The sequence below is a fragment of the Coprococcus phoceensis genome (assembly GCF_900104635.1).
Lineage (GTDB): Bacteria > Bacillota > Clostridia > Lachnospirales > Lachnospiraceae > Faecalimonas > Faecalimonas phoceensis.
This window is the reverse complement of the sequence record NZ_FNWC01000007.1, coordinates 1,939,420-1,964,462: the sequence shown is the minus strand read 5'-3', so window position 1 is coordinate 1,964,462 and position 25,043 is coordinate 1,939,420. Positions and strand designations below refer to the sequence as shown.

The 25,043-nt window shown below is 40.1% G+C and carries 19 protein-coding genes; all 19 read left to right on the top strand.

Annotated features, from left to right (window positions below; all coding sequences use genetic code 11):
• Window positions 1-83 precede the first annotated feature (83 nt).
• The 19 genes from BQ5364_RS13175 (at window position 84) to BQ5364_RS13085 (ending at window position 25,039) form a co-directional block, all read left to right on the top strand.
• On the top strand, window positions 84-2,477 hold the full coding sequence (locus BQ5364_RS13175; protein WP_159431692.1) for a VanW family protein: 2,394 nt from the start codon (window positions 84-86) through the stop codon (window positions 2,475-2,477).
• A 112-nt stretch (window positions 2,478-2,589) separates the two neighbouring features.
• Window positions 2,590-3,687 (top strand): glycosyltransferase family 4 protein, encoded by a 1,098-nt coding sequence (locus BQ5364_RS13170; protein WP_071144435.1) that lies wholly within the window; start codon window positions 2,590-2,592, stop codon window positions 3,685-3,687.
• Between the two features lie 2 nt (window positions 3,688-3,689).
• A complete protein-coding gene (locus BQ5364_RS13165) occupies window positions 3,690-4,790 on the top strand; it encodes a glycosyltransferase family 1 protein (RefSeq protein WP_071144434.1) in 1,101 nt (366 codons plus the stop codon).
• Between the two features lie 18 nt (window positions 4,791-4,808).
• Window positions 4,809-5,774 carry a glycosyltransferase family 2 protein gene (locus BQ5364_RS13160; protein WP_004611142.1) on the top strand — a complete coding sequence of 322 codons (966 nt, stop codon included), beginning with the start codon at window positions 4,809-4,811 and terminating at the stop codon, window positions 5,772-5,774.
• Window positions 5,775-6,680, top strand: a complete 906-nt coding sequence (locus tag BQ5364_RS13155; protein ID WP_071144433.1) for a beta-1,6-N-acetylglucosaminyltransferase — start codon at window positions 5,775-5,777, stop codon at window positions 6,678-6,680.
• A complete protein-coding gene (locus BQ5364_RS13150) occupies window positions 6,670-8,184 on the top strand; it encodes a lipopolysaccharide biosynthesis protein (RefSeq protein WP_071144432.1) in 1,515 nt (504 codons plus the stop codon). Before BQ5364_RS13155 ends, BQ5364_RS13150 begins: the two co-directional genes overlap by 11 nt.
• Window positions 8,185-8,203: 19 nt before the next feature.
• Window positions 8,204-9,118, top strand: coding sequence for a glycosyltransferase family 2 protein (locus tag BQ5364_RS13145; RefSeq protein ID WP_071144431.1), 915 nt, complete (start codon window positions 8,204-8,206; stop codon window positions 9,116-9,118).
• A gap of 18 nt (window positions 9,119-9,136) precedes the next feature.
• The gene (locus tag BQ5364_RS13140; protein ID WP_004611138.1) at window positions 9,137-9,529 is read left to right on the top strand and encodes a GtrA family protein; all 393 of its coding nucleotides are present in this window, start codon (window positions 9,137-9,139) and stop codon (window positions 9,527-9,529) included.
• Window positions 9,530-9,536: 7 nt separating this feature from the next.
• Entirely contained in the window at window positions 9,537-11,156 is a 1,620-nt protein-coding gene (locus tag BQ5364_RS13135) for a DUF6020 family protein (RefSeq protein ID WP_071144430.1), read from the top strand.
• Between the two features lie 29 nt (window positions 11,157-11,185).
• Window positions 11,186-12,580 carry an LCP family protein gene (locus BQ5364_RS13130; RefSeq protein WP_071144429.1) on the top strand — a complete coding sequence of 465 codons (1,395 nt, stop codon included), beginning with the start codon at window positions 11,186-11,188 and terminating at the stop codon, window positions 12,578-12,580.
• 56 nt (window positions 12,581-12,636) lie between these two features.
• Window positions 12,637-13,707 carry an LCP family protein gene (locus BQ5364_RS13125; protein WP_022251232.1) on the top strand — a complete coding sequence of 357 codons (1,071 nt, stop codon included), beginning with the start codon at window positions 12,637-12,639 and terminating at the stop codon, window positions 13,705-13,707.
• 42 nt (window positions 13,708-13,749) lie between these two features.
• On the top strand, window positions 13,750-15,363 hold the full coding sequence (locus BQ5364_RS13120; protein WP_004611134.1) for a cohesin domain-containing protein: 1,614 nt from the start codon (window positions 13,750-13,752) through the stop codon (window positions 15,361-15,363).
• 130 nt (window positions 15,364-15,493) lie between these two features.
• On the top strand, window positions 15,494-17,320 hold the full coding sequence (gene glmS / locus BQ5364_RS13115) for a glutamine--fructose-6-phosphate transaminase (isomerizing) (protein WP_022251230.1): 1,827 nt from the start codon (window positions 15,494-15,496) through the stop codon (window positions 17,318-17,320).
• A 91-nt stretch (window positions 17,321-17,411) separates the two neighbouring features.
• Window positions 17,412-18,905 carry a S1C family serine protease gene (locus tag BQ5364_RS13110; RefSeq protein WP_162841124.1) on the top strand — a complete coding sequence of 498 codons (1,494 nt, stop codon included), beginning with the start codon at window positions 17,412-17,414 and terminating at the stop codon, window positions 18,903-18,905.
• 141 nt (window positions 18,906-19,046) lie between these two features.
• Window positions 19,047-20,282, top strand: coding sequence for a serine hydroxymethyltransferase (gene glyA, locus BQ5364_RS13105; protein ID WP_022251228.1), 1,236 nt, complete (start codon window positions 19,047-19,049; stop codon window positions 20,280-20,282).
• A gap of 180 nt (window positions 20,283-20,462) precedes the next feature.
• The gene (locus BQ5364_RS13100) at window positions 20,463-22,706 is read left to right on the top strand and encodes a heavy metal translocating P-type ATPase (RefSeq protein WP_022251227.1); all 2,244 of its coding nucleotides are present in this window, start codon (window positions 20,463-20,465) and stop codon (window positions 22,704-22,706) included.
• 11 nt (window positions 22,707-22,717) lie between these two features.
• Window positions 22,718-23,017 (top strand): metal-sensing transcriptional repressor, encoded by a 300-nt coding sequence (locus tag BQ5364_RS13095; RefSeq protein ID WP_022251226.1) that lies wholly within the window; start codon window positions 22,718-22,720, stop codon window positions 23,015-23,017.
• A gap of 13 nt (window positions 23,018-23,030) precedes the next feature.
• Window positions 23,031-23,228, top strand: coding sequence for a metal-binding protein (locus tag BQ5364_RS13090; RefSeq protein WP_004611128.1), 198 nt, complete (start codon window positions 23,031-23,033; stop codon window positions 23,226-23,228).
• Window positions 23,229-23,293: 65 nt separating this feature from the next.
• Window positions 23,294-25,039 carry a DUF3114 domain-containing protein gene (locus tag BQ5364_RS13085; protein WP_159431691.1) on the top strand — a complete coding sequence of 582 codons (1,746 nt, stop codon included), beginning with the start codon at window positions 23,294-23,296 and terminating at the stop codon, window positions 25,037-25,039.
• Window positions 25,040-25,043: the final 4 nt, after the last annotated feature.

Below are 25,043 nucleotides of genomic sequence, written 5' to 3'. Positions count from 1 at the left end.
CTATATTTAGTAATAGTCTACTTATAGTAAGAGCAGAAAATTCATATCAAAATAATACAGAATCTTCAACTATTTATAGTGAGATGTATAGTATAGATGAGAATATGGAGTACGGTTCTGTGAAAGAAACACGGGAGGAAAAACAAACAGAACAGCCTATAGATAAAAAAGATAGTACATCTGGACAAAATGAATTAGAGCTACAAAACAAAAAAGGATTTTTGATAAGCTCTGAAAAAATAGAGCTTCAGGTTGGAGAAAAAGCTCGTTTTTACATAATATCTATGTCAGATAATTCAGAGTGTTTTCCAGTGCTAACTTTATCAGATAGCAGTTTGGCACAGATATCAGAAGTTGCTTTAGAACAAGCGTCTGAGGAAGAGAATGGAAAAGCCTTGCTGGAAAATGCTCCGTCAAATGCAAAATGGTATGAGGTTACAGCAAATGCTGCGGGAAATGTGAGCGTTACAGTTGAATATGAGGGTGTTCAAAAAGAAATTGAGATTCTGATTCATGGAGCAGAGATAGACAAAAATGCAGAGGAAAATACTGCGCATGAGAATGAGACGATTCTATCACAGAGGATTTCTGATGGTTGGTCTCAAGATGGATTGTATTATTACATCGATGGCGTGCCGGTGAAAGGGATTGCGGAAATCAAAGGAGTCTTGTACTATTTTGATGCTGCCACTGGAAGATTATGCAAGAAAGCACAGTGGATTGATCAGGATGGAAAGCGTTACTTCTGCAATGCGGAAGGAATTTTATATAGGAACCAGTTTATTAAGTTTGGAACCATCTATTATTATATGGGAAGCGACGGAAGTATGCAGACAGGAATTGTCAAAGCAAACGATGGTCGCCTGTATTATATAGGAGAAGATGGAACGGTACAGAAAAAAGCGCAGTGGATCGAGCAGGATGGGAAACGATATTTCTGCAATGCAGAAGGAATTTTGTATCAAAATCGGTTTATTAAGTTTGGAACCATTTATTACTATATGGGAAGCGACGGAAGTATGCAGACAGGAATTGTCAAAGCAAACGATGGTCGCCTGTATTATATGGGAGAAGATGGAACGGTACAGAAAAAAGCGCAGTGGATCGAGCAGGATGGAAAGCGATATTTCTGCAATGCAGAAGGAATTTTGTATCAAAATCGGTTTATTAAGTTTGGAACCATTTATTACTATATGGGAAGCGACGGAAGTATGCAGACAGGAATTGTCAAAGCAAACGATGGTCGCCTGTATTATATGGGAGAAGATGGAACGGTACAGAAAAAAGCGCAGTGGATCGAGCAGGATGGAAAGCGATATTTCTGCAATGCGGAAGGAATTTTGTATCAAAATCGGTTTATTAAATTTGGAACCATTTATTACTATATGGGAAGCGACGGAAGTATGCAGACAGGAATTGTCAAAGCAAACGATGGTCGCCTGTATTATATAGGAGAAGATGGAACGGTACAGAAAAAAGCGCAGTGGATCGAGCAGGATGGGAAACGATATTTCTGCAATGCGGAAGGAATTTTGTATCAAAACCGGTTTATTAAATTCGGAGATACATACTATTACTGTGGAAATGATGCAGCGATTGTAAAAGGTACAACTCAGGCAGTAAACGGAGTGCTTTATCGATTTGATAGTAATGGTATTATGATCAAAGAAGGTGGATGGGGAGAATACAAAGGCAACAAGTATTACAAGAATCCTGCAACTGGTTTTCCGTATAAAAATCAGTGGGTAACTTTTGGGAGAATATGGTATTACGCGAACTCCAATGGCTTTATGGTAAGTGGCTGGCAGACAATTGGAGGATATAAGTATTATTTTTATTATGACACAAAATATATGGCCAGAAATGCAGTAATTGAGGGTATTAAAATAGGTGATGATGGGCGAGTAGTGGCTTATGGGACTCGCATGTCAAGTTTTACTACAGTTTCTACAAATAATGCTAATGGTACATATAATATGAGTAAAGCGTTAAAGAGTTTTAACCAAGTTGTCATTCAGCCAGGGCAGACTATTTCATTTTTTGATATTGCAGGTCCATGTGGAAAAGCAGAAGGATATTTACCAGCTGGTGTAGTTGGCGGTATTGGATATGGCGGAGGAATTTGTCAAGCAAGTACAACACTGTATGGGGCAGCTCTTAGAGCAGGTCTTACAATTGTAGAAAGAAGAAATCACTCTGTTCCATCAACTTATGTTCCGATAGGACAGGATGCAATGGTCAACTATGGAAGCTCAGATTTGAAAATCAGAAATGATTTTAATTTTCCGGTGAAACTTGTTACCTATACAAAGGGAAAAACATTATATGCAGAAGTATGGGGGACACAGCCAAGCTGGTACGATTACATATCGATAGAATCTTGGTGGAGTGGAAGCAGAAGTGCAGTCGCATATAGAAAATATATTAAAAATGGCCAAGTTGTAAAAACAGAACAATTACCAAGTTCATACTATTAAAAGAACTTCTAAAAACTTAAGAATCTCTTACCCCCCTTGAGAAACCCTCTGATTTATGGTATAAACTTATTTTGAGATAGATGAGTATTGTTTGACCAAACTGGAGTGGATTATGAAGAGATTATGTTTTGTAGAATATGATATGACAGTAACAGGAGGCGTTGAGCAAGTGACGACATCACTTGCCAACGCTTTTTGTGATACATATGAGGTATATATATATGGCATTTTTGGAAAAGGGAAACATGTTCCGTACGATCTGGATCCGAGAATTCACTATCGAGCGGAACTGGCAGAAGACTGCAGAATCCGAAAACGGATCACAAGTGTATTTAAACCATTTAAGGAGTATATAAAAGAAAATGAGATTGATGTAGTATTCCTAATGGAGAATCATCCGGCAATTACCGTATCACCGGTTCGATTTTTTACAAAGGCAAAATATGTATTTTGCGACCATGGTGCCCTAATGAATGAGTGGGAGAAGAAAGATATTACAGCATTTCGCTTTTGGGATGGTTTGATTTCTCATAAGATTGTGACATTGACAGAACAGACACGTCAGGACTATATCAAAAGGTTCAAGACAAATCCGAAAAAAATTCAGAGCATCTATAATTGGATACCGGAAGAAGTATTAAAGGCAAGAAGACCGTATGATAGCACATCAAAAAAGATTATTACAGTTGGAAGATTCAGCGAGGAAAAAGGACATGATATGCTGGTAGAAGCAGCGAAGCTTGTGTTGCCGAAATATCCGGACTGGCAGTGGGATCTTTATGGAACAGGAGATACACTTGATGAGATTCGGAAGAAGATAGAAGAATATGGATTGGAGAAGCAATTGATTCTAAAGGGCAATGTAAAGGATGTATATCAGGTATATGGAGACTATGCATTTCTTGTGCTGCCGTCTTATCGGGAGGGGCTTCCACTTGTACTCTTAGAGGCAAAAGCGTTGGGACTTCCGATGATAAGTTTTGATATTACAACCGGACCAAATGAGATTATCAAAGACGGAAAAGATGGATATTTGATACCACCATATGATATTCCAAAGATGGCGGAGAGAATAGAAAAATTCATAACGGATGAAGAGCAACGGGTGTCATTTTCAAAAAATACAGAAGATGGTATAGAGAAATTTGAAAAGAAACAGATTTATGATCAGTGGGTACAACTAATCGAAGAATTGACTGGGGAGAATTAAAAATGAGAATATTACAAATTGGATTATCCCATAATCCAGGTGGAGTAGAGAGTTTCGTAATGAATTATTATAGAGAACTTGTGAAATATGGTGTGCAGTTTGATTTTATCAGCATGTATGATAGTCTTGCGTATGAGGATGAGATAAAGTCTTTGGGAGGAACAGTTTTCTATATTTCCAATGTGAAAAGGCATCCGATTCGTTTTCGAAGAGAACTTTTAAAGATATTGAAAGAGGGGAAATATGCTGCAATTCATGTGAATATGCTGTCTGCGGCAAACATTGTACCACTGGAAATTGGGAAAAAAGCAGGGGTGCCAAAAGTGATCGCACATTCCCACAATTCTTCTACACCAGGGCTGCTGAGAAATATACTGCACCGTTTGAACAAGCCGCGGATTTTACATTATGCCACTGATTTTTTTGCATGCAGTAAAGTTGCGGGAAAATGGTTGTTTGATGAGAAAACTATGCGAAGTGACCGATTTCATATCATCCACAATGCACTGCATGTAGAAAAATTTTTTTACCATGAAACGATCAGACAAAAGATCAGAGAAGAACTTGGTGTGGAGAATCGGTTTGTAGTTGGACATGTGGGTAGGTTTGAAGAACAGAAAAATCATGAATTTCTGGTTGATATATTTAATGAGATTGCGAAAGAGCGTGAAGATGCAGTTTTGCTGCTTATAGGGGATGGAGAGTTAAAAGAACAAATTACTGCGAAAGTACAGGAATATGCAATAGAAAATCAGGTACAGTTTTTGGGAGTCAGAAAGGACATTCCGCAGTTATGGAATGCGATGGATGTATTTGTGTTTCCGTCGCTGTTTGAAGGTCTGCCGTTAGTTGCATTGGAAGCGCAGGCATCCGGAGTTTACAGTGTGATGGCGGATACGATCAGCAAAGAAGTAAAAATTACAGATGCAGTAACGTTTTTGCCATTGGATCATAATGCAAAAGAATGGAAGGAGTATATTTTGGAACTGGGAAGTGTTGGGAGAACGGAAGTTCAAAATGCTATTATAAAGGAACAGTTTCAATGTGCTGGATATGATATTATGACAGCTGGAAAACAGTTATTGGAATATTATAAGAAATAAAAGTGATGGAGGAAAATTATGCCAAAAATCAGTGTGATAGTGCCGGTATATAAAGTAGAAAAATATATTCATAAGTGTGTGGATTCTATTTTAAATCAGACGTTTTCGGATATTGAAGTTATTTTGGTAGATGACGGAACTCCGGACAGATGCGGGGAAATCTGTGATGCATACGGAGAACAGGATTCGAGGGTAAAAGTGATACATAAGGAAAATGGTGGATTGAGTGATGCAAGGAATGCAGGAATGCCACATGCGTCAGGGGAATATATCATTTTTATAGACAGTGATGATTATATTGAGTCAGATATGCTAGAATATATGTATACCCGGCTGACAGAGGCAGGAGCTGATATGGCGACGTGTGGACTCTACGAGGTTTACAGTGACCGTATTGAACAACAGAAAGAGGAAAAAGATTTTGTGTGTAGTGGGGAAGAGGCATTTCGATGTATTCTGCAGGGGCACACAATTCGCGGAGAAATTTGGAATAAACTGATTCGCAGAAGCTGCATTGAAGATCTGCGCTTTCCAAAAGGAAAGCTATATGAAGATATTTACTTTACTGTGGATATGATGCAGAGAATCAAGAAAGTTGCGGTGGGTACGAAACCGAAATATTATTATCTACACAGAGAGGACAGTATCACAGGAAAGCCATATCGACCACAATTATATGATATTATAGACGGATATACGAAAAATTACAAAGTAGTGCAGAAAGCATTTCCGTCATTGACGGAAGAAGCAGAGTGCCTTTGGTTATGGTCGCGCTTTATTGTACTTGATAAGATGCTTTTGGAAGAAAACTATCGAACCATTGAGGGCAGAAAAGAGTTGGTTTTATTCATACGAAGGCATATGATTCGAATCCTAAAAAATAAGTATTTTAATCGTAATCGAAAAATATCGGCAATGATATTATTTTTAAATCTGGAATTGTATCGCAAATTAGTCTTTATCAGTGAGGAAAAGAAAAAGTAAATGATGAAAAAATATGCATATTTGATCAAAGCGCATCATCAGTTTGCATTATTAAGAAAATTGCTGATGTTGCTTGATGATGAGAGAAATGACATTTATATTCATATAGGAATGGATGTAAGGTTTGAACGAGAAGAACTTAAGGGTGTGGTGAAAAAATCTGCTTTGCATTTTGTGGAGAACGTCCGTGAACAGTGGGGAGGATATAGTCAGATTCAAAGTGAGCTGATTTTATTTCAGGCAGCGTGGGAACATGGCTATGAATATTATCATTTGATAAGTGGTGTGGATTTACCGATTAAGACGCAGGATGAGATACATGAATTTTTCCGTGAGCACTACGGAAAAGAATTTATCTATTTTTGTCCCAAAACGTTTTGGGAGGAATCCAGATATAAATATGAACAATATTACTGGCTGCAGGAGAAAATTGGACGAGAAGGACATGGATTTCTTCGGTTTGTAGAAAAAGTATCACTGTTTTTGCAGAGGAGAATTGGCATAAAGCGTCATATGGAGAGCATGGAGTACTGTCTTGGGGCAAATTGGGTGAGCATTACACATGAATTAGTGGGATTTATTTTAGAAAATAAGGAACTTATCTATAAGATGTTTCATGCGACACTTTGCGCAGATGAGTTTTTTATACAGACACTTGTCTGGAATTCAGGTAAATACAGAAAAAAAGTCTTTTCGCTGGAAGATGACTATTTTGCCAGCCTGCGTCTGATTGATTGGAAACGAGGGAATCCATATGTATGGAGAGAGAATGATTATGAGGAACTGATGCAAGCACCACATTTGTTTGCGCGTAAATTTGATGAGACAGTGGATGCTGCTGTTATAGAGAAAGTTTTTAATACGATTATGGATAGACAAAGGAAAGGTAAATCATATGAGAAGTGAACAGGCATTTAAGAATATGGTCGCAAATCTATTTTTGCAGGTCATCGTATTTGCATCCGGAATTATATTGCCAAGATTTTTTCTGGAAGCGTATGGCTCAAATATAAACGGAATGATTACTTCGATCAATCAGTTTTTAGCATATTTGGGACTTGCGGAGGCTGGGGTTGGAACGGCGTCTGTAGTTGCCTTGTATGCACCGCTTGCAAATAACAATACAAAAGAAGTAAATGGAGTCTTGTCTGCTGCAAGACGTTTCTATAACCGTTCGGGGATGCTGTTTCTCGGACTGGTAGGAGTGCTTACAGTAGTGTATCCATTTATGATTTCCGGACAGCTTGATAACACACTTGTAAGAAGTATGATCTTAGTGCTGGCGAGCAGTACACTTGTGGATTATTTCTTTTTGGGAAAATACAGAGTATTGCTGACAGCAAACCAAGAGGGCTATGTAGTGGCTCTGATTCAGTCAGCAGGAACGCTTGTGAATATGGTTTTATCCATTGCACTGATTTATCAGGGGGCAAATGTATTATGGGTAAAGGCAGTTGCCACAGGGGTGTATATGCTGCGACTTTTCTTGGTAAAGCGCTATGCAAAGAAACGCTATCCGGAACTTGATTTTCATGTAGAACCGTCTACTTCTGCTTTGACTCAGAGAGGGGCTGCACTTCTCCACCAAGTTGTTGGAATTATCGTAAACAATACAGATGTTGTTTTGCTGACGATTCTTCTTGGCAAAGGTTCCTTGTTAGAAGTGAGTGTATATGGTGTGTACAATTTAATTGTATATGCAGTTAACATGCTTTTGACATCTTTCTCCAACGGATTGACGGCAGGTTTTGGAGAGGTGATCTCAAAAGGGGAAAGTGAGACACTGAGAAAAAGTTATTCAACCTATGAATACATGTATATCATTATTTTGTTTATAGTAACGGTCTGCATGGGAGTGTTGATTTTACCTTTTGTGTCTGTCTATACAATGAATATGACCGACACGAATTATATGAGACCGGTTATCGCAGGACTGTTTACGGTGATTGTACTTTTGCAGAATATAAGAATCCCGGGACTTACGATCATCTGTGCAGCGGGACATTATAAAGAGACACAGTATCAGGCAATTTTGGAAGCAGTAATCAATATTATTGTATCTGTTTTATGTATTCATAAATTTGGAATGGCGGGAGTTCTGTTTGGAACAGCGTGCTCGTATGCATACCGCTCTGTTGAAGTTATGATTTATAACCATAAGAAACTGGTCAAAGGTTCTGGTGGGAAATCATTAGCAAGAGTGTTGAGAAATCTTGTGATGAGTATTCTTTTGATTTTTGCAGGAATCAAATTTGTACCACAGCAGATGGATTCTTTTATTATTTGGTTTGTATATGCACTGGCTGCCGGAGTTGTGAGTGCTGTGGCAATAGTAGTAGTGAATATGGGATTTGAACCGAGGGAATTCAAGGCACTGATAAAACGGGTGACTGGAATTATACGTAAATAAGTTGAGAAGGGGAAAAATTATGAGTGAGATAGCAGTATTAATACCATGTTACAATGAAAGTATCACAATTAAAAAAGTAATTGAAGACTATAAGAAGGCATTGCCAGAGGCCACAATTTATGTGTATGACAATAATTCAACAGATGGCACGGATGAAATTGCAAGAGCAGCAGGTGCGGTAGTCAGATATGAATATCGTCAGGGAAAGGGAAATGTCATCAGGAGTATGTTCCGTGAGATTGATGCGGACTGCTATCTGATGATTGACGGAGATGATACATATCCGGCAGAGCACGCGAGAGAGATGGTGGACAAAGTATTGAACAAAGGTGTGGATATGGTAATCGGCGACCGTCTCTCATCTACCTATTTTACAGAAAATAAGAGACCATTTCATAATATGGGAAACCGGACAGTGCGTTTTTTTATCAACAAGCTATTCGGAAATGAGGTCAAAGATATCATGACGGGATACAGGGCATTCAGCAGGATGTTTGTAAAGTCGTTCCCGGTATTGTCAAAAGGGTTCGAGATAGAAACGGAGATGACTATTCATGCAGTGGACAAGAACTTCTTGCTTGAGGAAATTCCAGTTGTTTATAGAGACAGACCGGAGGGAAGTGATTCGAAACTGAATACGTTTTCTGATGGAATGAAAGTGTTAAAGACAATTGCGACGTTGTTTCGAGAATATCGCCCGTTTGCGTTTTTCTCTCTGATAGCGGCAGTGCTATGGACAATCACCTTGATTTTGTTTGTCCCGGTATTTGTGGATTATCTTCAAACAGGACTGGTTCCGAGATTTCCAACTTTAATTGTGTCCGGTGTGATAGCAGTTTTGGGAATGTTGCTTTGGGTCTGCGGTATTATTTTAGATGTAATTGTAAAGAAACACAGACAATTATATGAGCTGATGCTGAATCAGATGAAATAAAAAACAGGAAGTGAAGAGATGGAAAAATTAATAAAGCAGATTATGAAGTTTGGTGTTGTAGGGGGAAGCGCGTTTGTCATTGATTATGGTATCATGATCTTTTTGACAGAAGTATTTCACATCAATTATTTGATTTCCAGTGGGATTTCTTTTGCGGTGTCTGTTATTTTTAATTATGTCATGAGCGTGAAATGGGTATTTGAGGTAGAAGAAAACAGAGATAAAAAGCAAGAGTTTGCGCTGTTTGTTGTACTTAGTATCATAGGTTTGGGGATCAATCAGCTGATTATGTGGCTTGCGGTGGAAAAATTCAGAGTTTTTTATATGATATCTAAAATTGGTGCTACAATCGTTGTAATGGTCTATAATTTTGTTACGAGAAAACTGTTTTTGGAGAAAAAGGATAGTTGAGGGTAAGATGAAGTTTGAAGTAAAGTGGAAAAGGGAAAAAAAGGAACGCAATTTTTTAATAGTGTTATCAATTGTATTTGCGGTGTTTTGGGTTTTAGGAAATTATGAGGTGCTTGGGTTTTCAGGATTATCTTTGATTTGTGTTTGTACAGCACGTGTCATTCTTTATAGTATCATTTTATATATTTTACTGGGAATTATTTGGGATAAGATTTTAGCTTTTGAAATGATGGATAGTAAAGAAGAGCGAAAAAAGTCGAAAAAGTTATATTGGGGAATCGTTGGAATCTGTCTGATATGCTGGCTGCCATATTTTTTGACATTATATCCGGGGGTAGTGACGTGGGATTCAGAATGGCAGGTAGAGCAGGCAATCGGACTTAGCAGTTACAGCAATCATCAGCCATGGATTCAGACGTTGATGATTAAATTTTGCTGCTTTTTGGGAAAACTAATCAGTGACAGCATAAATACAGGTGTTGCCATTTATGTGATGTTTCAAATGTGTGTCTTAGCACTGATTTATGCCTATGTCATTTATTATCTGTATCAGAAAGGGACAAGAAGAATATATCTGATTGGCTGTCTGATTTTCTATGCAGTTTTTCCAATCAATGCGTTTTATGCTGTGACAATGTGGAAAGACGTGCTTATGGGAGCAATAGTCCTTTTGTTTTCTGTGATTTTGTGGAAAATGGAGTGCAATGAACAGACAAAAGTGGACTGGATTTTATTCTTCATAACAGGCATTCTTATAAGTCTTTTAAGAGGCAACGGATTTTATGCATATGTGCTGTGTATTCCGTTTATTATATTTTTCATGAAGAAAAAAAGAGTTCAGACGGGACTCATCTGTATTGCGACTGTGTTTCTTGTAATGTTTGTGAAGGGGCCTGTTATGGAGCACTATAAAGTGGTACAACCGGATACGATTGAAGCGCTATCCATTCCTGCACAGCACATTGCACGTGTTATTACAGATGGAGGAGAACTGACCCAGGAACAGGAAGAATTATTGAGTAAAGTTGTAGATTTGGAACGGGTGCCAAAAGAGTATGACAGTACAATCTCAGATCCGATTAAAACGTTGGTGCGAGAAAAAGGAAATCAGGATTATATTAAGGAACATGCAAAAGAGTATTTGAAATTATGGCTGGAGCTTGGAATGAAATATCCAGGAACATATCTGAAAGCACAGATCGATCAGACGAGAGGATTTTGGTGTCCCGGAGTGGAATACTGGGCTGTGTCGACAGAGATTAAAGATAATATATTTGGAATGGTAAGAGATTCAAAATTACCATCAGTATTTCAGGCTGGATTGGAAAAAGTGGAAGGTTTCTTTTATGCGATGCCGGTAATAGCATGGTTTTGGGGAATTGGGATTTATACATGGATCGCAATTGCGATGTTTTGGATCAGCATTTTCAAAAAACAGAAAATTTTAGTGTTTTTCCCTGTGCTTGCAATCGTGGCTTCACTTATGATTGCGACACCGGTGTTTGCGGAGTTCCGATATGCATATGCAGTTGTAGTTACAGTTCCGTTTTTTATTGCGATAGGATGCAGTAAAAAGCACCTCATACTTGCTGATAAAAAGATTTTAGTGTATGATAATATCAACTGATTTTGAGCAAAAGAAAAGGGGAAACTCATATGGAAGGAAAGAAGGGGAGATTAACTAACTGGTTCACACGCCTGAGCAGGGGAAAGAAGATTGCTTTGTGCATCAGCGGCGTTATTATTTGCCTTGCAGCATCAGCGGGATTCTATGTGACTGCAAAACTTGGAAAGGTAAAGCGAGAAGTGATTCCGAAGGAAAAGATTGTAGTCAATGATCTGGAAGAAGATGTGGGCGTGGGATATACGAATTTTGCTGTTTTTGGAGTGGATTCGAGAGAAGGAGAGATGGAAAAGGGAACGAGAACAGATTGTCTGATTGTTGCCAGCTTGAACAATGAGACAAAAGAAGTCAGGCTTGTGTCTGTGTATCGTGACAGTTTTTTAGATCTTTCAGACGGAACACTTCAGAAATGCAATGCGGCGTACAGTTATGGTGGTGCCGAGCAGGCAATCAATATGCTGAATATGAATCTTGATTTGGATATACAGGATTTTGTGACCGTCGATTTTACTGCTGTTTCAGATGTTGTAGATTTGCTTGGCGGCATTGAGATTGAGATTCAGGAAGAGGAAGTTCAGTATATCAACGAGTTTATTGATGAGACAGGTGCAGTTGCAGGCAAGGCTGCGAACCATATCACGACGGCCGGATTACAGACATTGGATGGAGTTCAGGCTACAACTTATGCGCGTATCCGATCTACGGCGGGAAGTGATTTCACAAGAACAGAGCGACAAAGAAGAGTAATTGAGAAAATTGCTGAAAAAGCCGTAAAAAGTGATTTGGTGACAATCAATAAAATTATCGATCAGGTATTTCCGAAAATAAAGACAAGCCTGAGTATTACGGAAATCTTAAATTACGCAAAGTCGTTTGCGAAATATAAGATCGCGGAGACAACAGGATTTCCGATGGAAAAGACAACGGATACCATTCCAGGAAAAGGAAGTATTGTGATTCCCACAGATCTACTTACAAATGTGAAAATGCTTCATGAATTCCTATATGGAACGGTTGATTATCAGCCTTCGGCAAAAGTACAGAGTATTGACAGTGCGATCAAGGCAGAGCTTGGGACAAGCCAGTCAGACAGCAGCGCAGAGCAATCAGGGGAAGCGTCTGGTGAGACACAGGAGAATCAGAATTATAATAATAGTTATAATAATAACAGCAATGGCAATGATAGCAGTGAGGAAAGTACAGGCGAGCAGGTCGCGCCGGAAGAACCGGTAACTCCGCAGGAGCCGCAGCAGCCAGTAGAACCGGAAAGTCCGCCGACGGAGCCGACGGACCCGCCTACAGAGCCGACGGACCCGCCGACGGAACCAACAGATCCGCCTGCAGAGCCGACGGATCCACCGACGGAGCCAACAGATCCGCCAACGGATATTGAGAGTATAAGCATTCCCAAAGAGAAACATAGATAGGCTGGGGATGCTTATTTCAATAGGGGATGATAAATATTAAGAAGGGAATTGGTTTGATGAAAAAGAAGAGAAAAAAATCGAGGAGAAAAAAGAGAGTTCTTTTTTTGCTGGCAGAGATTGTGATTCTTGCAGTATTACTGGCAGTGGGCTATGTGATTTTAAAGTATGATAAGTTTCAGGTCACATCATTTGATGAGGGAGACATCAAAGTGAATGAGGGAGCAAATCAGGAAGGATATACAACGGTTGCGCTGTTTGGAGGAGATTCCAGAGAAGGACAGCTGGAAGAGGGAACACATGCGGACTGCATCATTGTAGCAACAATTGATAATCAGACGAAGGAAGTAAAGATGGTGTCTGTCTATCGTGATACGTTGACGGAGCAGATGAATGGAGAAATCAAAAAGGCCAACAATGCATATTTTACAGGCGGTCCGCAGGATGCTATCAATATGCTGAATAAAAATCTGGATTTGGATATTCAAAATTATGTAACAGTTGACTTTAAAGCGTTGGCGGATACGGTTGATCTGCTTGGCGGAATCGAGGTTGACATTAAGGAAGAGGAAGTCCAGTACATGAATGAGTTTTTGGAAGAGACAGCGCAGGTGGCTGGTAAAGAAGCGAAGTTCATTGAGCATTCCGGTAATCAGCTCCTTGACGGAAGTCAGGCGGTTACCTATGCAAGAATTCGCTCCACGGCAGGTGGAGACTATACGAGAACGGAGCGGCAGAGGCTGGTTTTGGAAAAAATCTTTGACAAAGTGCTGCATACAAAGCTTGGAACAATCAATAAGATTATTGATGAAGTCTTTCCACAGGTGTCGACAAGCTTTTCGCTGAAAAATTTGATTGGATTGGCAGCGGATGCGACTCAGTATCAGCTTGGCGAGGCGAAGGGATTTCCATTTGAGCTGACAGATGGCAATGTGGATGGTGTCGGAAGTTCGGTTATACCGCTTGGACTTGCAGAGAATGTTCAGGAACTGCATGAGTTTTTGTACCCGAAGGACGAGTATACAGTGTCTGAAAAAGTGAAAGAGATTGCGAGTGAAATCGAGACACTCACAGGATATACAAGGGCTGATTATACGGAGAGCGCACAAGATACGGAAAATCAGGAATAATGTCAAATAACTAGACAATTTGATGAAAACAGTGTAATATGTATGAAGAATGTCAGAAACTGGCATGCAATAATTGTTACGAAACGAAAGAAAGAGGAAGAACGCATGAAAGTAATGAAAAAAATAGCCACATTTATATTGTCGGTATGTCTGATAGTACCATGCTTTGGAATGCTGACATATGCAGCAGATGGACAGATTGTATTCAGTGATCCATCCACAAAAGTAGGAGAGACGGTAGAAGTTACCGGAGTAGTCAGAGCGGGAGCGGCAATCGGTGATGCAGACTTGAATCTGACTTACAATACAGAATATTTAAAATTCAAAAGTGGTGATAATGTCACGGAATCCGGAAGTGGACAGTTAGTCTATTCCGGCAAAGGAACAGGAAGCGAGACTGAATTAAGATTTAACATGCAGTTTGATGTATTGAAAGAAGGAACTGCAAAGATTGAAGTCAGCAGTTATAAAGCATGGCTTTACTCAGATGAGACTTTGAACTGTACTGAAGGTTCATCTGCGGTTACAATTGCAGCAGGAGATGGCACAACACCGACAGATACAACAGAAGGCTCAACAACTGATGTGAAAGTAACTGTGAACGGAACAGAATATACACTTTCTGAATCATTTTCAGAGGCGGAGATTCCATTAGGGTTTGCAGAGGCAACTATGGAATATGAAGGAGCACAGCGCAAAGTAGTAAAGCAGCAGACAGCAGATGTATATTTAGCATATTTGGTAGATGCGGACAACAATGGAAAGTTTTTCTTGTATGACAATGACACATCGACATTTGTTCCGTTTGAACAGATTAATATTTCTGACACAGCGGCGATTATGCTTCTTTCAGAACGAGGAGATATCAAACTTCCAAAGGAATATCAGGAGACTGAGATTACATTGAACGATCAGACATTTCCTGCCTGGAGAAATGCAGAAGAGAGCGATTATTACATTCTGTATGCCATGAATAACCAGGGCGAAAAATCATTATATCAATATGATTCTGTAGATGGAACATATCAGAGATTTGATGCTCCGACGGTAGAGACAGAGGAAAAAGCAGACTCATTTTTAGGGAAATTTATTTCATCTATTGAGAACTATTTAAATTATGTGATATTAGGTGCAGCAGTACTGTTTGTCATTTTGATTGTGATTTTAATTGTATTAGCAGTGAAACTCCACAACAGAAATGCGGAATTAGATGAGCTGTATGATGAATATGGAATTGATTTAGAAGATGATGAAGATATTGAAATGATCGAGACGGATGAGGAGTCTGAGAATGAGACTGCAAATCAGGAAGCAACTGCAGAAGATGCCAATCCTGAAGAGACATATTTAGAGGAAAAACAGGTTGCAGAGGCAGATGTTCAGGAGAAAGATACTTTTGCAGATGAAGATGAGTTTGAAGATGACTTTGTAGGCGAAGACGATTTCGGAGATGATTTCGATGATGACGATTTTGATGATGATTTCGGGGACGACTTCGACGACGATGATTTTGATGATGATGACTTTGGTGACGATGACTTTTCAGACACCGACTTTGGCGCTGATCGTTTGAATGATGAGAGAACAGCATCGGCGAAAGAAAAGAAACAATCTTATGAAGATTTTGACCTTGATTTTATTGATTTAGACGATTAAGGAAGCGAAAAGAGGAACTTGGGATAACTAAGTATCCTCTTTTTTTCTTTACAAATCAGTTCAGGTTTGCTACAATAAACCACATAGTGCAAAAAAAATGGTGATTTGTACAAAAGTGGAGGTAAAAATTATGTGTGGAATCGTAGGATACATTGGAAATGAACAGGCAGCCCCTATTTTGTTAGATGGATTGGCAAAATTGGAATATCGTGGATATGATTCAGCGGGGATTGCCGTATATGATGGAACAAAGGTAGCAACATTAAAATCAAAGGGAAGACTGAAAGTGCTAAGTGAATTATCTCACGATGGTGCAACACTTCCGGGAACAGTCGGAATCGGTCATACAAGATGGGCAACACATGGATCACCATCGGATGTCAATGCACATCCGCATTTCAACAAAGAGGAATCTATTGTTGTTGTTCACAATGGAATTATCGAAAATTATCTGAAACTAAAAAAGAAACTGGAGAAAAAAGGGTACGAGTTTATCTCTGAGACGGACACAGAGGTTATTGCTCATTTACTTGATTATTATTACAAAGGCAATCCGTTGGAGGCAATCACAAAGATTATGCATCGTATGGAAGGCTCCTATGCTCTTGGAATAATCTTCAAAGATCATCCGGAAGAATTGTATGCAGTCCGCAAGGACAGCCCATTGATTGTAGGACATACAGAGAATGGAAATATCATTGCATCAGATGTTCCGGCAGTATTGAAGTATACAAGAGATGTATATTTCATTGAAAATGAGGAGATTGTCCGTATGACAGACTCTACAATGGAATTTTTCACAGTGGATGAAGAGCCGATCGAAAAAGAATCCACAAGAATTGACTGGGACATCAATGCCGCAGAAAAAGGTGGATTTGAACATTTCATGCTGAAGGAGATGTACGAACAGCCGAAAGCGATTCTGGATACATTTTCGCCGAGAATCAAAGGCGATGACATTGTGATTGAAGAATTAAAGATGAGCGATGACGAGATCCGTGCGATTAAAAAGATTATGATTGTTGCATGTGGTTCTGCGAATCATACAGGAATGACAAGCAAATATATTTTTGAAGGACTGGCAAGAATTCCTGTGGAAGTGGACTTGGCGTCTGAATTCCGTTATCGCAACCCGATTTTAGAAGAAGGGACACTTGTCATCGTAGTTAGTCAGTCCGGAGAGACAGCAGATTCTCTGGCAGCGCTGAGAGAGGCGCAGGCAAGGGGAGCAAAAGTGCTTGGAATTGTCAATGTTGTCGGAAGTTCAATTGCAAGAGAGGCGGACAATGTGATGTATACATGGGCAGGTCCGGAGATTGCGGTAGCTACGACGAAGGCATATTCTTCTCAGTTGATTGCATTGTATTTGCTCGCAATGAAATTTGCGCATGCAAGAGGTACTTTGGATGACGCAGGCTTGAAAGAGATGCTGGAAGACCTGCAGAAGCTTCCGGAACAGGTAGAATTGCTGTTGAATAATAAAAATAAAATTCAGAAGTTTGCAAACCGCTATCTGGCTGCAAAAGATGTATTCTTTATCGGAAGAGGAATTGACTATGCTATTTCCATGGAAGGTTCTCTGAAATTAAAAGAGATATCTTATATTCATTCAGAGGCATATGCAGCGGGAGAGCTGAAGCATGGAACTATTTCTCTGATTGAAGAAGGGACATTGGTTGCAGCGGTGCTTACTCAGGAAGATTTGTATAAAAAGATGATCAGCAATATGGAAGAAGTGCGTACACGTGGGGCGTTCGTTATGGCAGTGACAAACGAAGGAAATACCGATGTGGAGAGAGTAGCAGATTATGTCATCTATATTCCGGAGACAAACAGATATTTTGCAAATTCATTGGCAATCATTCCACTTCAACTGTTTGGATACTATGTATCTGTCGGAAGAGGATGCGATGTGGATAAGCCGAGAAACTTAGCAAAATCAGTAACTGTAGAATAGTTTTTCAAAGTTTTTTTGCAAATAAAACACAGTTTTATCACAAATTATTGTTAGACTACTATCATCAAAGGAAATGAAAGGAGTCTTGACAATGGATAATGAATATAATTACGGAAATAATGAAGAAAAAAGAGAGGAACCGGCAAGAATAGAACCGCCGGTACCGGAAGATGGGATAATAGAGGAAGCTGCACAGACGGAACAAAGAACAGAGCAGGAGAATACATCATACTATGAAAAACCGCCGGTATATGAATCTTCCACACAAGAGTCCCAGACACGTGATTCTCAGTCGTATGATTCTCAGTCATACGATTCTCAGACATATGGTGCGCCGACATATGAACAGCCAGATGAGGAGTCAAAGAAGCAGCCGAGTCGCCATATGAGAAAGGAAAAAGAGAGAAAGCCGATTCATATTGGTGTGAAGTGGGCAACATGCATCTGCATGGCACTTGTATTTGGTTTGTTGGCAAGCGCAGCATTTCAGGCAAGTAATCTTGTGATCAATAAAGTGGTTGGAAATAAAACTACGGTCGCATCATCCGGACAGAAGGTGAATTCCACAAAAGTATCGACGAATACGAGTTCAGATGTAGATTCCGATCTTGCGGATATGGTGGAAAATGTAATGCCGTCAGTTGTATCAATTACAAATTTAAGTGTACAGCAGGTACAGGATTTCTTTGGCGGTGTTCGTGAATATGAAAGCCAGAGCAGCGGATCTGGAATTATTATCGGACAGAATGATTCAGAGTTATTGATTGTGACAAATAACCACGTAGTAGAAGGAAGCAGTACACTGACAGTTACTTTTGTAGATGAAGAGAGCGTTGAAGCACAGGTAAAAGGAACAAATTCCAACATTGACCTTGCAGTTGTAGCCGTTCAGTTAGATCAGATTAAAGACTCTACTATGAAAGAGATTAAGACAGCGACACTTGGAGATTCTGATGCAATTCGTGTAGGTGAGCCGGCAATTGCAATTGGAAATGCTCTTGGATATGGTCAGTCTGTAACAAACGGAATTATCAGTGCAAAAGACAGAACTGTAGATGGTTTTGAGACAACTTTAATTCAGACCAATGCAGCAATCAATCCTGGTAATAGCGGTGGAGCACTTTTGAATGCCAAAGGTGAAGTAATTGGTATCAATACAGTAAAAGTAAATGCAGATGCAGTAGAAGGTATGGGATATGCGATTCCGATTTCAGATGTGACAGATGTTATCAATGATTTGATGAATCGTCAGACAAGAACCAAAGTAGATGAGTCAGAGCGAGGAGCGCTTGGTATCAGCGGTACAGATGTGGACTCACAGAGTGCTCAGGTGTACAATATGCCGGAAGGTGTGTTTATTTCCGACGTAACAAAAGACGGCGGAGCTGAAAAAGCTGGTCTCACAAAAGGAAGTATTATCACAGAGTTTGACGGAACAAAGATTGATAGTATGGATACTTTGAAATCTCAGCTGGAATACTACAAAGCAGGCGAGACTGTAGATGTAACTGTTCAGGTACCGGAAAAGAATGGTGAATATAAAGAACAGACTGTACAGGTAACACTTGGTGAGGCAGCTAAGTAAGATAATCGGACTAAAAGATACATGGAATAAATGCAAAATTTATTTCCATGTATTTTTTTGACTGTTCAGACCCGGTTGAAAAATCAAAAAACATATGCTATTCTAAAATTAGTTCGAAAAATGGTGAGGAGGTATCTGAAAATGTACGAATTTGATGAATTAAAAACAGCAGACGCTGAAATAGCAGAAGCGATAACGAAAGAGATGGAAAGACAGAATTCTCATATTGAGCTGATTGCATCAGAAAACTGGGTGAGTCATGCGGTGATGGCAGCGATGGGAAGCCCTTTGACGAATAAATATGCAGAAGGGTATCCGGCTAAGCGTTATTATGGTGGTTGTGAGTGTGTAGATGTTGTTGAGAATCTTGCAATAGAACGTGCAAAAAAATTATTTGGATGTGATTATGCGAATGTACAGCCTCATTCAGGAGCGCAGGCAAACATGGCGGTATTTTTTGCAATGCTGATGCCGGGAGATAAAGTACTTGGCATGAATTTGGATCATGGCGGTCATCTGACACATGGATCACCGGTTAACATGTCCGGAAAATATTTTGATGTTGTGTTTTACGGGGTGAATGATGAAGGATTCATTGACTATGAAGATGTGAGACAGATTGCATTGAGAGAACAGCCGAAATTAATTGTGGCAGGTGCAAGCGCATATGCAAGAACTATCGACTTTAAAAAATTCCGGGAGATTGCAGATGAAGTAGGAGCGTATCTTATGGTGGATATGGCACACATTGCAGGACTTGTGGCTGCCGGACTGCACCCATCGCCAATTCCGTATGCAGATGTGGTTACGACCACTACTCATAAGACGCTCAGAGGCCCTCGTGGAGGAATGATTTTATGTAATCAGGAGGCAGCAGATAAATTTAACTTTAACAAAGCCGTGTTCCCGGGAATTCAGGGAGGACCGCTCATGCATGTGATCGCTGGAAAAGCGGTATCCTTTAAAGAAGCATTGCAGCCGGAATTTAAGGTGTATCAGGGGCAAATCGTAAAAAATGCAAAGGCGCTCTGTGACGGATTAATGAGACGTGGAGTGAAAATTGTCTCAGGTGGAACGGATAATCATCTGATGCTTGTTGATTTAAGCGGAACAGATTTAAGCGGAAAAGAATTGGAAAAACGTTTGGACCGTGCACATATTACATGTAATAAAAATACGATTCCAAACGATCCAAGATCACCGTTTGTGACGAGCGGTGTTCGACTTGGAACTCCTGCAGTTACGACAAGAGGTATGGTCGAAACAGATATGGACAAGATTGCAGAGGCAATCGCACTTGTGATGGAAAGTGAAGAAAATATTGAAAAAGTAAAAGTAATGGTGGCAGAATTAACAGAAAAATATTCGTTGTCTTAGATGAGAGAAAAGCCTTGGAGATCCAGGGCTTTTTGTTGTATGCATGGAAATTGAGTCCTATTTACATAACAAATGTTCTGTAAGAATCACATTTGCTTCAAAATATCCCTTGACAGATTGTGATAGATAGAATAATATATACATATACCCCCTATATGTATATTGAGAGGAGTGAATGTTATGGTTACAGAAAAATATAATATATCAGGAATGACATGTGCGGCATGCAGCAGTGCGGTGGAGCGTGTCACAAGAAAGCTTGAGGGTGTCTCGGAGAGCAATGTGAATCTGACAACGGGAATTTTGACGATCACGTATGATGAGACAAAGATTACACAAAATGATGTAGTGACAAAGGTGGAACGTGCAGGTTTTGGGGCAGAACTGCATGTGGAGAAGAACAAAGAAGAAAAAGTGAAAGAGGAGGAAGCTTTAGAGCAGGACATCAAAAAGACAAAGCATAGATTGGTCACGAATGTACTGCTGGCAATTCCGTTGCTTTACATTTCCATGGGGCATATGGTTCCCTTCCCGATGCCTTTGCCGAACATTTTGGACATGCACCATAATCCGCTGAATTTTGCTTTGGCACAGCTGATTTTGACAACGATTATCTTATATAATGGAAAAAAATTCTATCTGGTAGGATTTAAAAGTTTGTTCCGCGGACATCCGAATATGGATTCCCTTGTTGCAATCGGAACAGGAAGTGCCTTTTTGTACAGCTTAGTTATGACGATTTCTATTCCGGGCAATGAAAATGCAGTACACAATCTGTACTATGAATCTGCGGCAATCGTTGTTACGCTTGTCATGGTAGGAAAGTATATGGAAGGACGAAGCAAAGGAAAGACGTCAGAGGCAATTCGCAAGCTGATGGAGCTAGCGCCGGATACGGCAGTTGTGATACGAGACGGAGAACAGAAAGAGGTACCAGTGGAATCTGTCGCGCTTGGCGAACTGATCTTGATTAAGCCGGGGAGTCGTATTCCGCTGGATGGAATTGTGGTGGAAGGAAGTACCAGTGTGGATGAATCGATGCTCACAGGTGAGAGTATCCCGGTAGAGAAAGAAAAAGAAGATGAAGTAATCGGAGGAAGCGTAAACTATCAAGGTGCGATCACTGTAAAAGTAACTCATATTGGCGCAGACACGACACTTGCAAAAATTGTGAAGATGATGGAAGACGCACAGGGAAAGAAGGCTCCGATTTCAAAATTGGCAGATACTGTGGCAGGCTATTTTGTTCCGACTGTTATGACGATTGCAGTTGTGGCAAGTATCATTTGGATGCTACTTGGACATGATATTACCTTTGTGCTGACAATTTTTGTATCTGTGCTCGTCATTGCATGCCCGTGTGCGCTTGGACTTGCAACTCCGACAGCGATCATGGTAGGAACCGGACTTGGGGCAAACCACGGTATTTTGATTAAGAGTGGGGAGGCACTGGAGATCAGCCATAAAGTTGACGCGGTTGTATTGGATAAGACGGGAACGATCACAGAGGGAAAACCGACTGTTATGCAAGTGATAAGCCACAGCGAAAGTGAGGAAAAATTGCTTCAGATTGCAGCGTCCTGTGAACAAGTGTCAGAGCATCCGCTTGGAGCCGCGATTGTAAATGGTGCAAAAGATCGTGGAATAGAATTAGAAAAAGTGGTTGAGTTCCAAAGTATTACTGGTCAGGGAATTGAAGCAATCATTGCCGGAAAGACTTATTATATAGGAAACAAAAAGCTTTGCGTGGAACAGAAGATCGATTTTTCCGAATATGAGGAGGAGGCGCTTCAGATTGCGGGAAAAGGACAGACACCGATGTTTGTAGCTTCAGGCGGTAAAGTAATCGGGATTGTGAGTGTCGCAGATACTGTCAAAGAGACGAGTAAAGCGGCAATTCAAAAAATCAAAGAACTGGGGATTGAGGTACACATGCTGACAGGAGATAACCGTCTGACAGCAGAATATATAGGAGAAACAGTGGGGGTAGATCATGTGATTGCAGAAGTGCTGCCAAATGATAAAGCATCTGTTGTAGAAGTACTGCAAAAAGAAGGAAAATGTGTTATGATGGTAGGAGATGGAATCAATGATGCACCGGCGCTTGTACAGGCAGATGTCGGAGTTGCAATCGGAAGCGGAAGTGATATCGCATTGGATTCCAGTGATATTGTATTGATGAAGTCAAATCTGCAGGATGTATATAAAGCAATTCGGTTGAGCAAGGCAACGATCCGCAATATTAAACAGAATCTGTTTTGGGCATTTTTCTATAATGCATGCGGTCTTCCGCTGGCAGCCGGAGCGTTATATGCAATCAACGGAACGCTGTTGAATCCGATCTTTGCAGGGTTGGCGATGTCTCTTAGCTCAGTCTGTGTAGTTGGAAATGCTTTGAGACTTAAGACGACAAAGTTGGACTAGGGAGAATGAACATGGAAGAAAACAAATGCTGTGAAAGAACAAAACATCGTTCAGAAAAAGAGAAGAAAGACTTGATAACTCGCCTGAATCGAATCGAAGGTCAGGTCAGAGGGATTAAGAACATGGTGGAGGAAGAACGCTATTGCGTTGAGATTTTAAATCAGGTATCAGCAGTTCAATCCGCACTGAACAGTTTCAATAAAAAGTTGTTGGCAAGTCATATTCATTCGTGTGTAGTAGAAGACATACGAGACGGAAAAGATGAAGCGGTAGATGAACTGTGTGAGGTAATACAAAAATTAATGAAATAGTGGAGGAATTAGTATGACAATCATTAAAGCAGAAGATATGCACTGTGAAAAATGTGTAGAACGAATCACGAAGGCGATGACAGATGCAGGACTTGATTTTCAGGTAAGCCTTGCAGACAAGACAGTTTCCATTGATGGATGCGACAGTTGTGTGAAAAAAGCGCTGGAGATTTTAGATGATTTGGGATTCGAGGGAATCGTTCAGAAATAGGGATGTACAAAGGACAAGTATCAGGAAGAAGCTGGTACTTGTCTTTTGCAAATATGGGGGATTGTATGAAAGAAAAATGGAAAATAGCAGTGGCATTTCTTGTACTGGGAGTATTTATTGTGGCAGGAAATTTGCGTGTGAGTGCAACAGAATCCGAAGACCTGTTCCTGAAGGATATTTTGGATGACAGTACGTATGTAAAAGCGATACTCGGAGGAGGGTATCTTGGCAAAACCATTTTGTATGATGTAGATGGAGAGAAGACAGTTGTATATCCAAATGACGGTGAACATAAGACGATTGTAAGAAATGGGCAAAAAGCGACTGTGTTTTATGGGAAATATCGAGGAAAAGATGAGCATAAGGACTATCGGGATTTGTTTCCGGAACTGGATATTTCATTTTTTTATGATCCGGTGAAAGAATTAGGGCTAAAGATGAGTGAAATACAGGAACAGAATTATCAGATTGAAGTAACTAAGCAGGAACAGATTGAAAACTTCCTTGTTCCGTTATCTTTTGTGGGTGTGATTGACAATGAGATGTTTACGATTTCACAAATCGATATTTTGTTCGATGAGGCATGCCGCCCGATTGAGATACGGTTTCACATCACATCGGATGTGGCGCAGCAGGATCGGATTACCTATTTAGAGCAGCAGCTGAATCAGAAGTTTGAATATACAACAAGAGAAGTTGTAGAGAATGCTTTTTCTGATGTGGAAGACGAAATTGCACAGATCAAACCGTTTGAGGAAGTTGAAGTAATTGACTATATTGATGAACTGTCAAATGTGGTCAAAGTGACAGATGAGCATTTTCTGCTTGTTCTACAGGCGCAGACGGAAGAGTTGACGGACCGTGCGGGGTGGGACAAAAGAGCTGTGTTTGCGTATCTGGAGGCGGTCGATAATAAGTTCGGACAGTTTGCCAAGGGATATGAAGGGGAACAGATTACACAAGAGGAGTATCTGGAGCAGTTGGACAGAGTGTACAAATCGGCACATTTGGTCGGCTCAGATGTCTATACCTATATGTTTGAGTCCAGTGAGCTTAAAGCAAAGAAGAAAGCGTTGCTTGTCATAGAGCAGATGGGTGGATATTTGGATGAGAACGGGATGTTACAATTGAAAGACGGAGATGAATTTTATCTGAGTATGGAACCACATTCTGTTTTTCTGGAGGATTATGCCCAATGTGTCCGAGATGCTTATCAGAAGAAAAATAAAACGTATAAGCGGTTGGATGATACGATGATTCACCAATTCCGTATGTATATAGATAAACATAATATAGAATATGTGCGCAATAACTTTGACGGGAAGACGGACTATGAGAAATTGAAAAATTATGCGGCGGAGTTTGAGTTCTCTTTGTATTATGGAGAACCCTCCAGACATCACAATAAAATTCAAAAAGACAGTGCATTTGACGGACAAAAGTACGATAAAATTCTGACGCCGAACAGGCTGTCAGAGTTTATCATCAATGTGGAGACGGGAGAATTTGTGACAGAGTGGGACGTGCTGAAAACGAAAGATACACAGACTGTGATGAGCAAAGATTCTTCCTATAAAAAAGAGAAAGAAAGTTCCCAAAAAAAGGTGGTGGATACGGAATCTTTCAATTATGCTCCGGCGGACTATGTGGAGGCACATCAGATGCTTGATGTACTGCCGGCATCGCCTGCCAAGGAGAAAAAGCTTTATTTGGAAAATGATTTGAAGAAACTGTTGAAAAAAACATGGAAAAGTCCAGAGAAGAAAATTTACCGGGAAAAATACAGGAAACCAAGTGATTATTTAAAATAGAGGA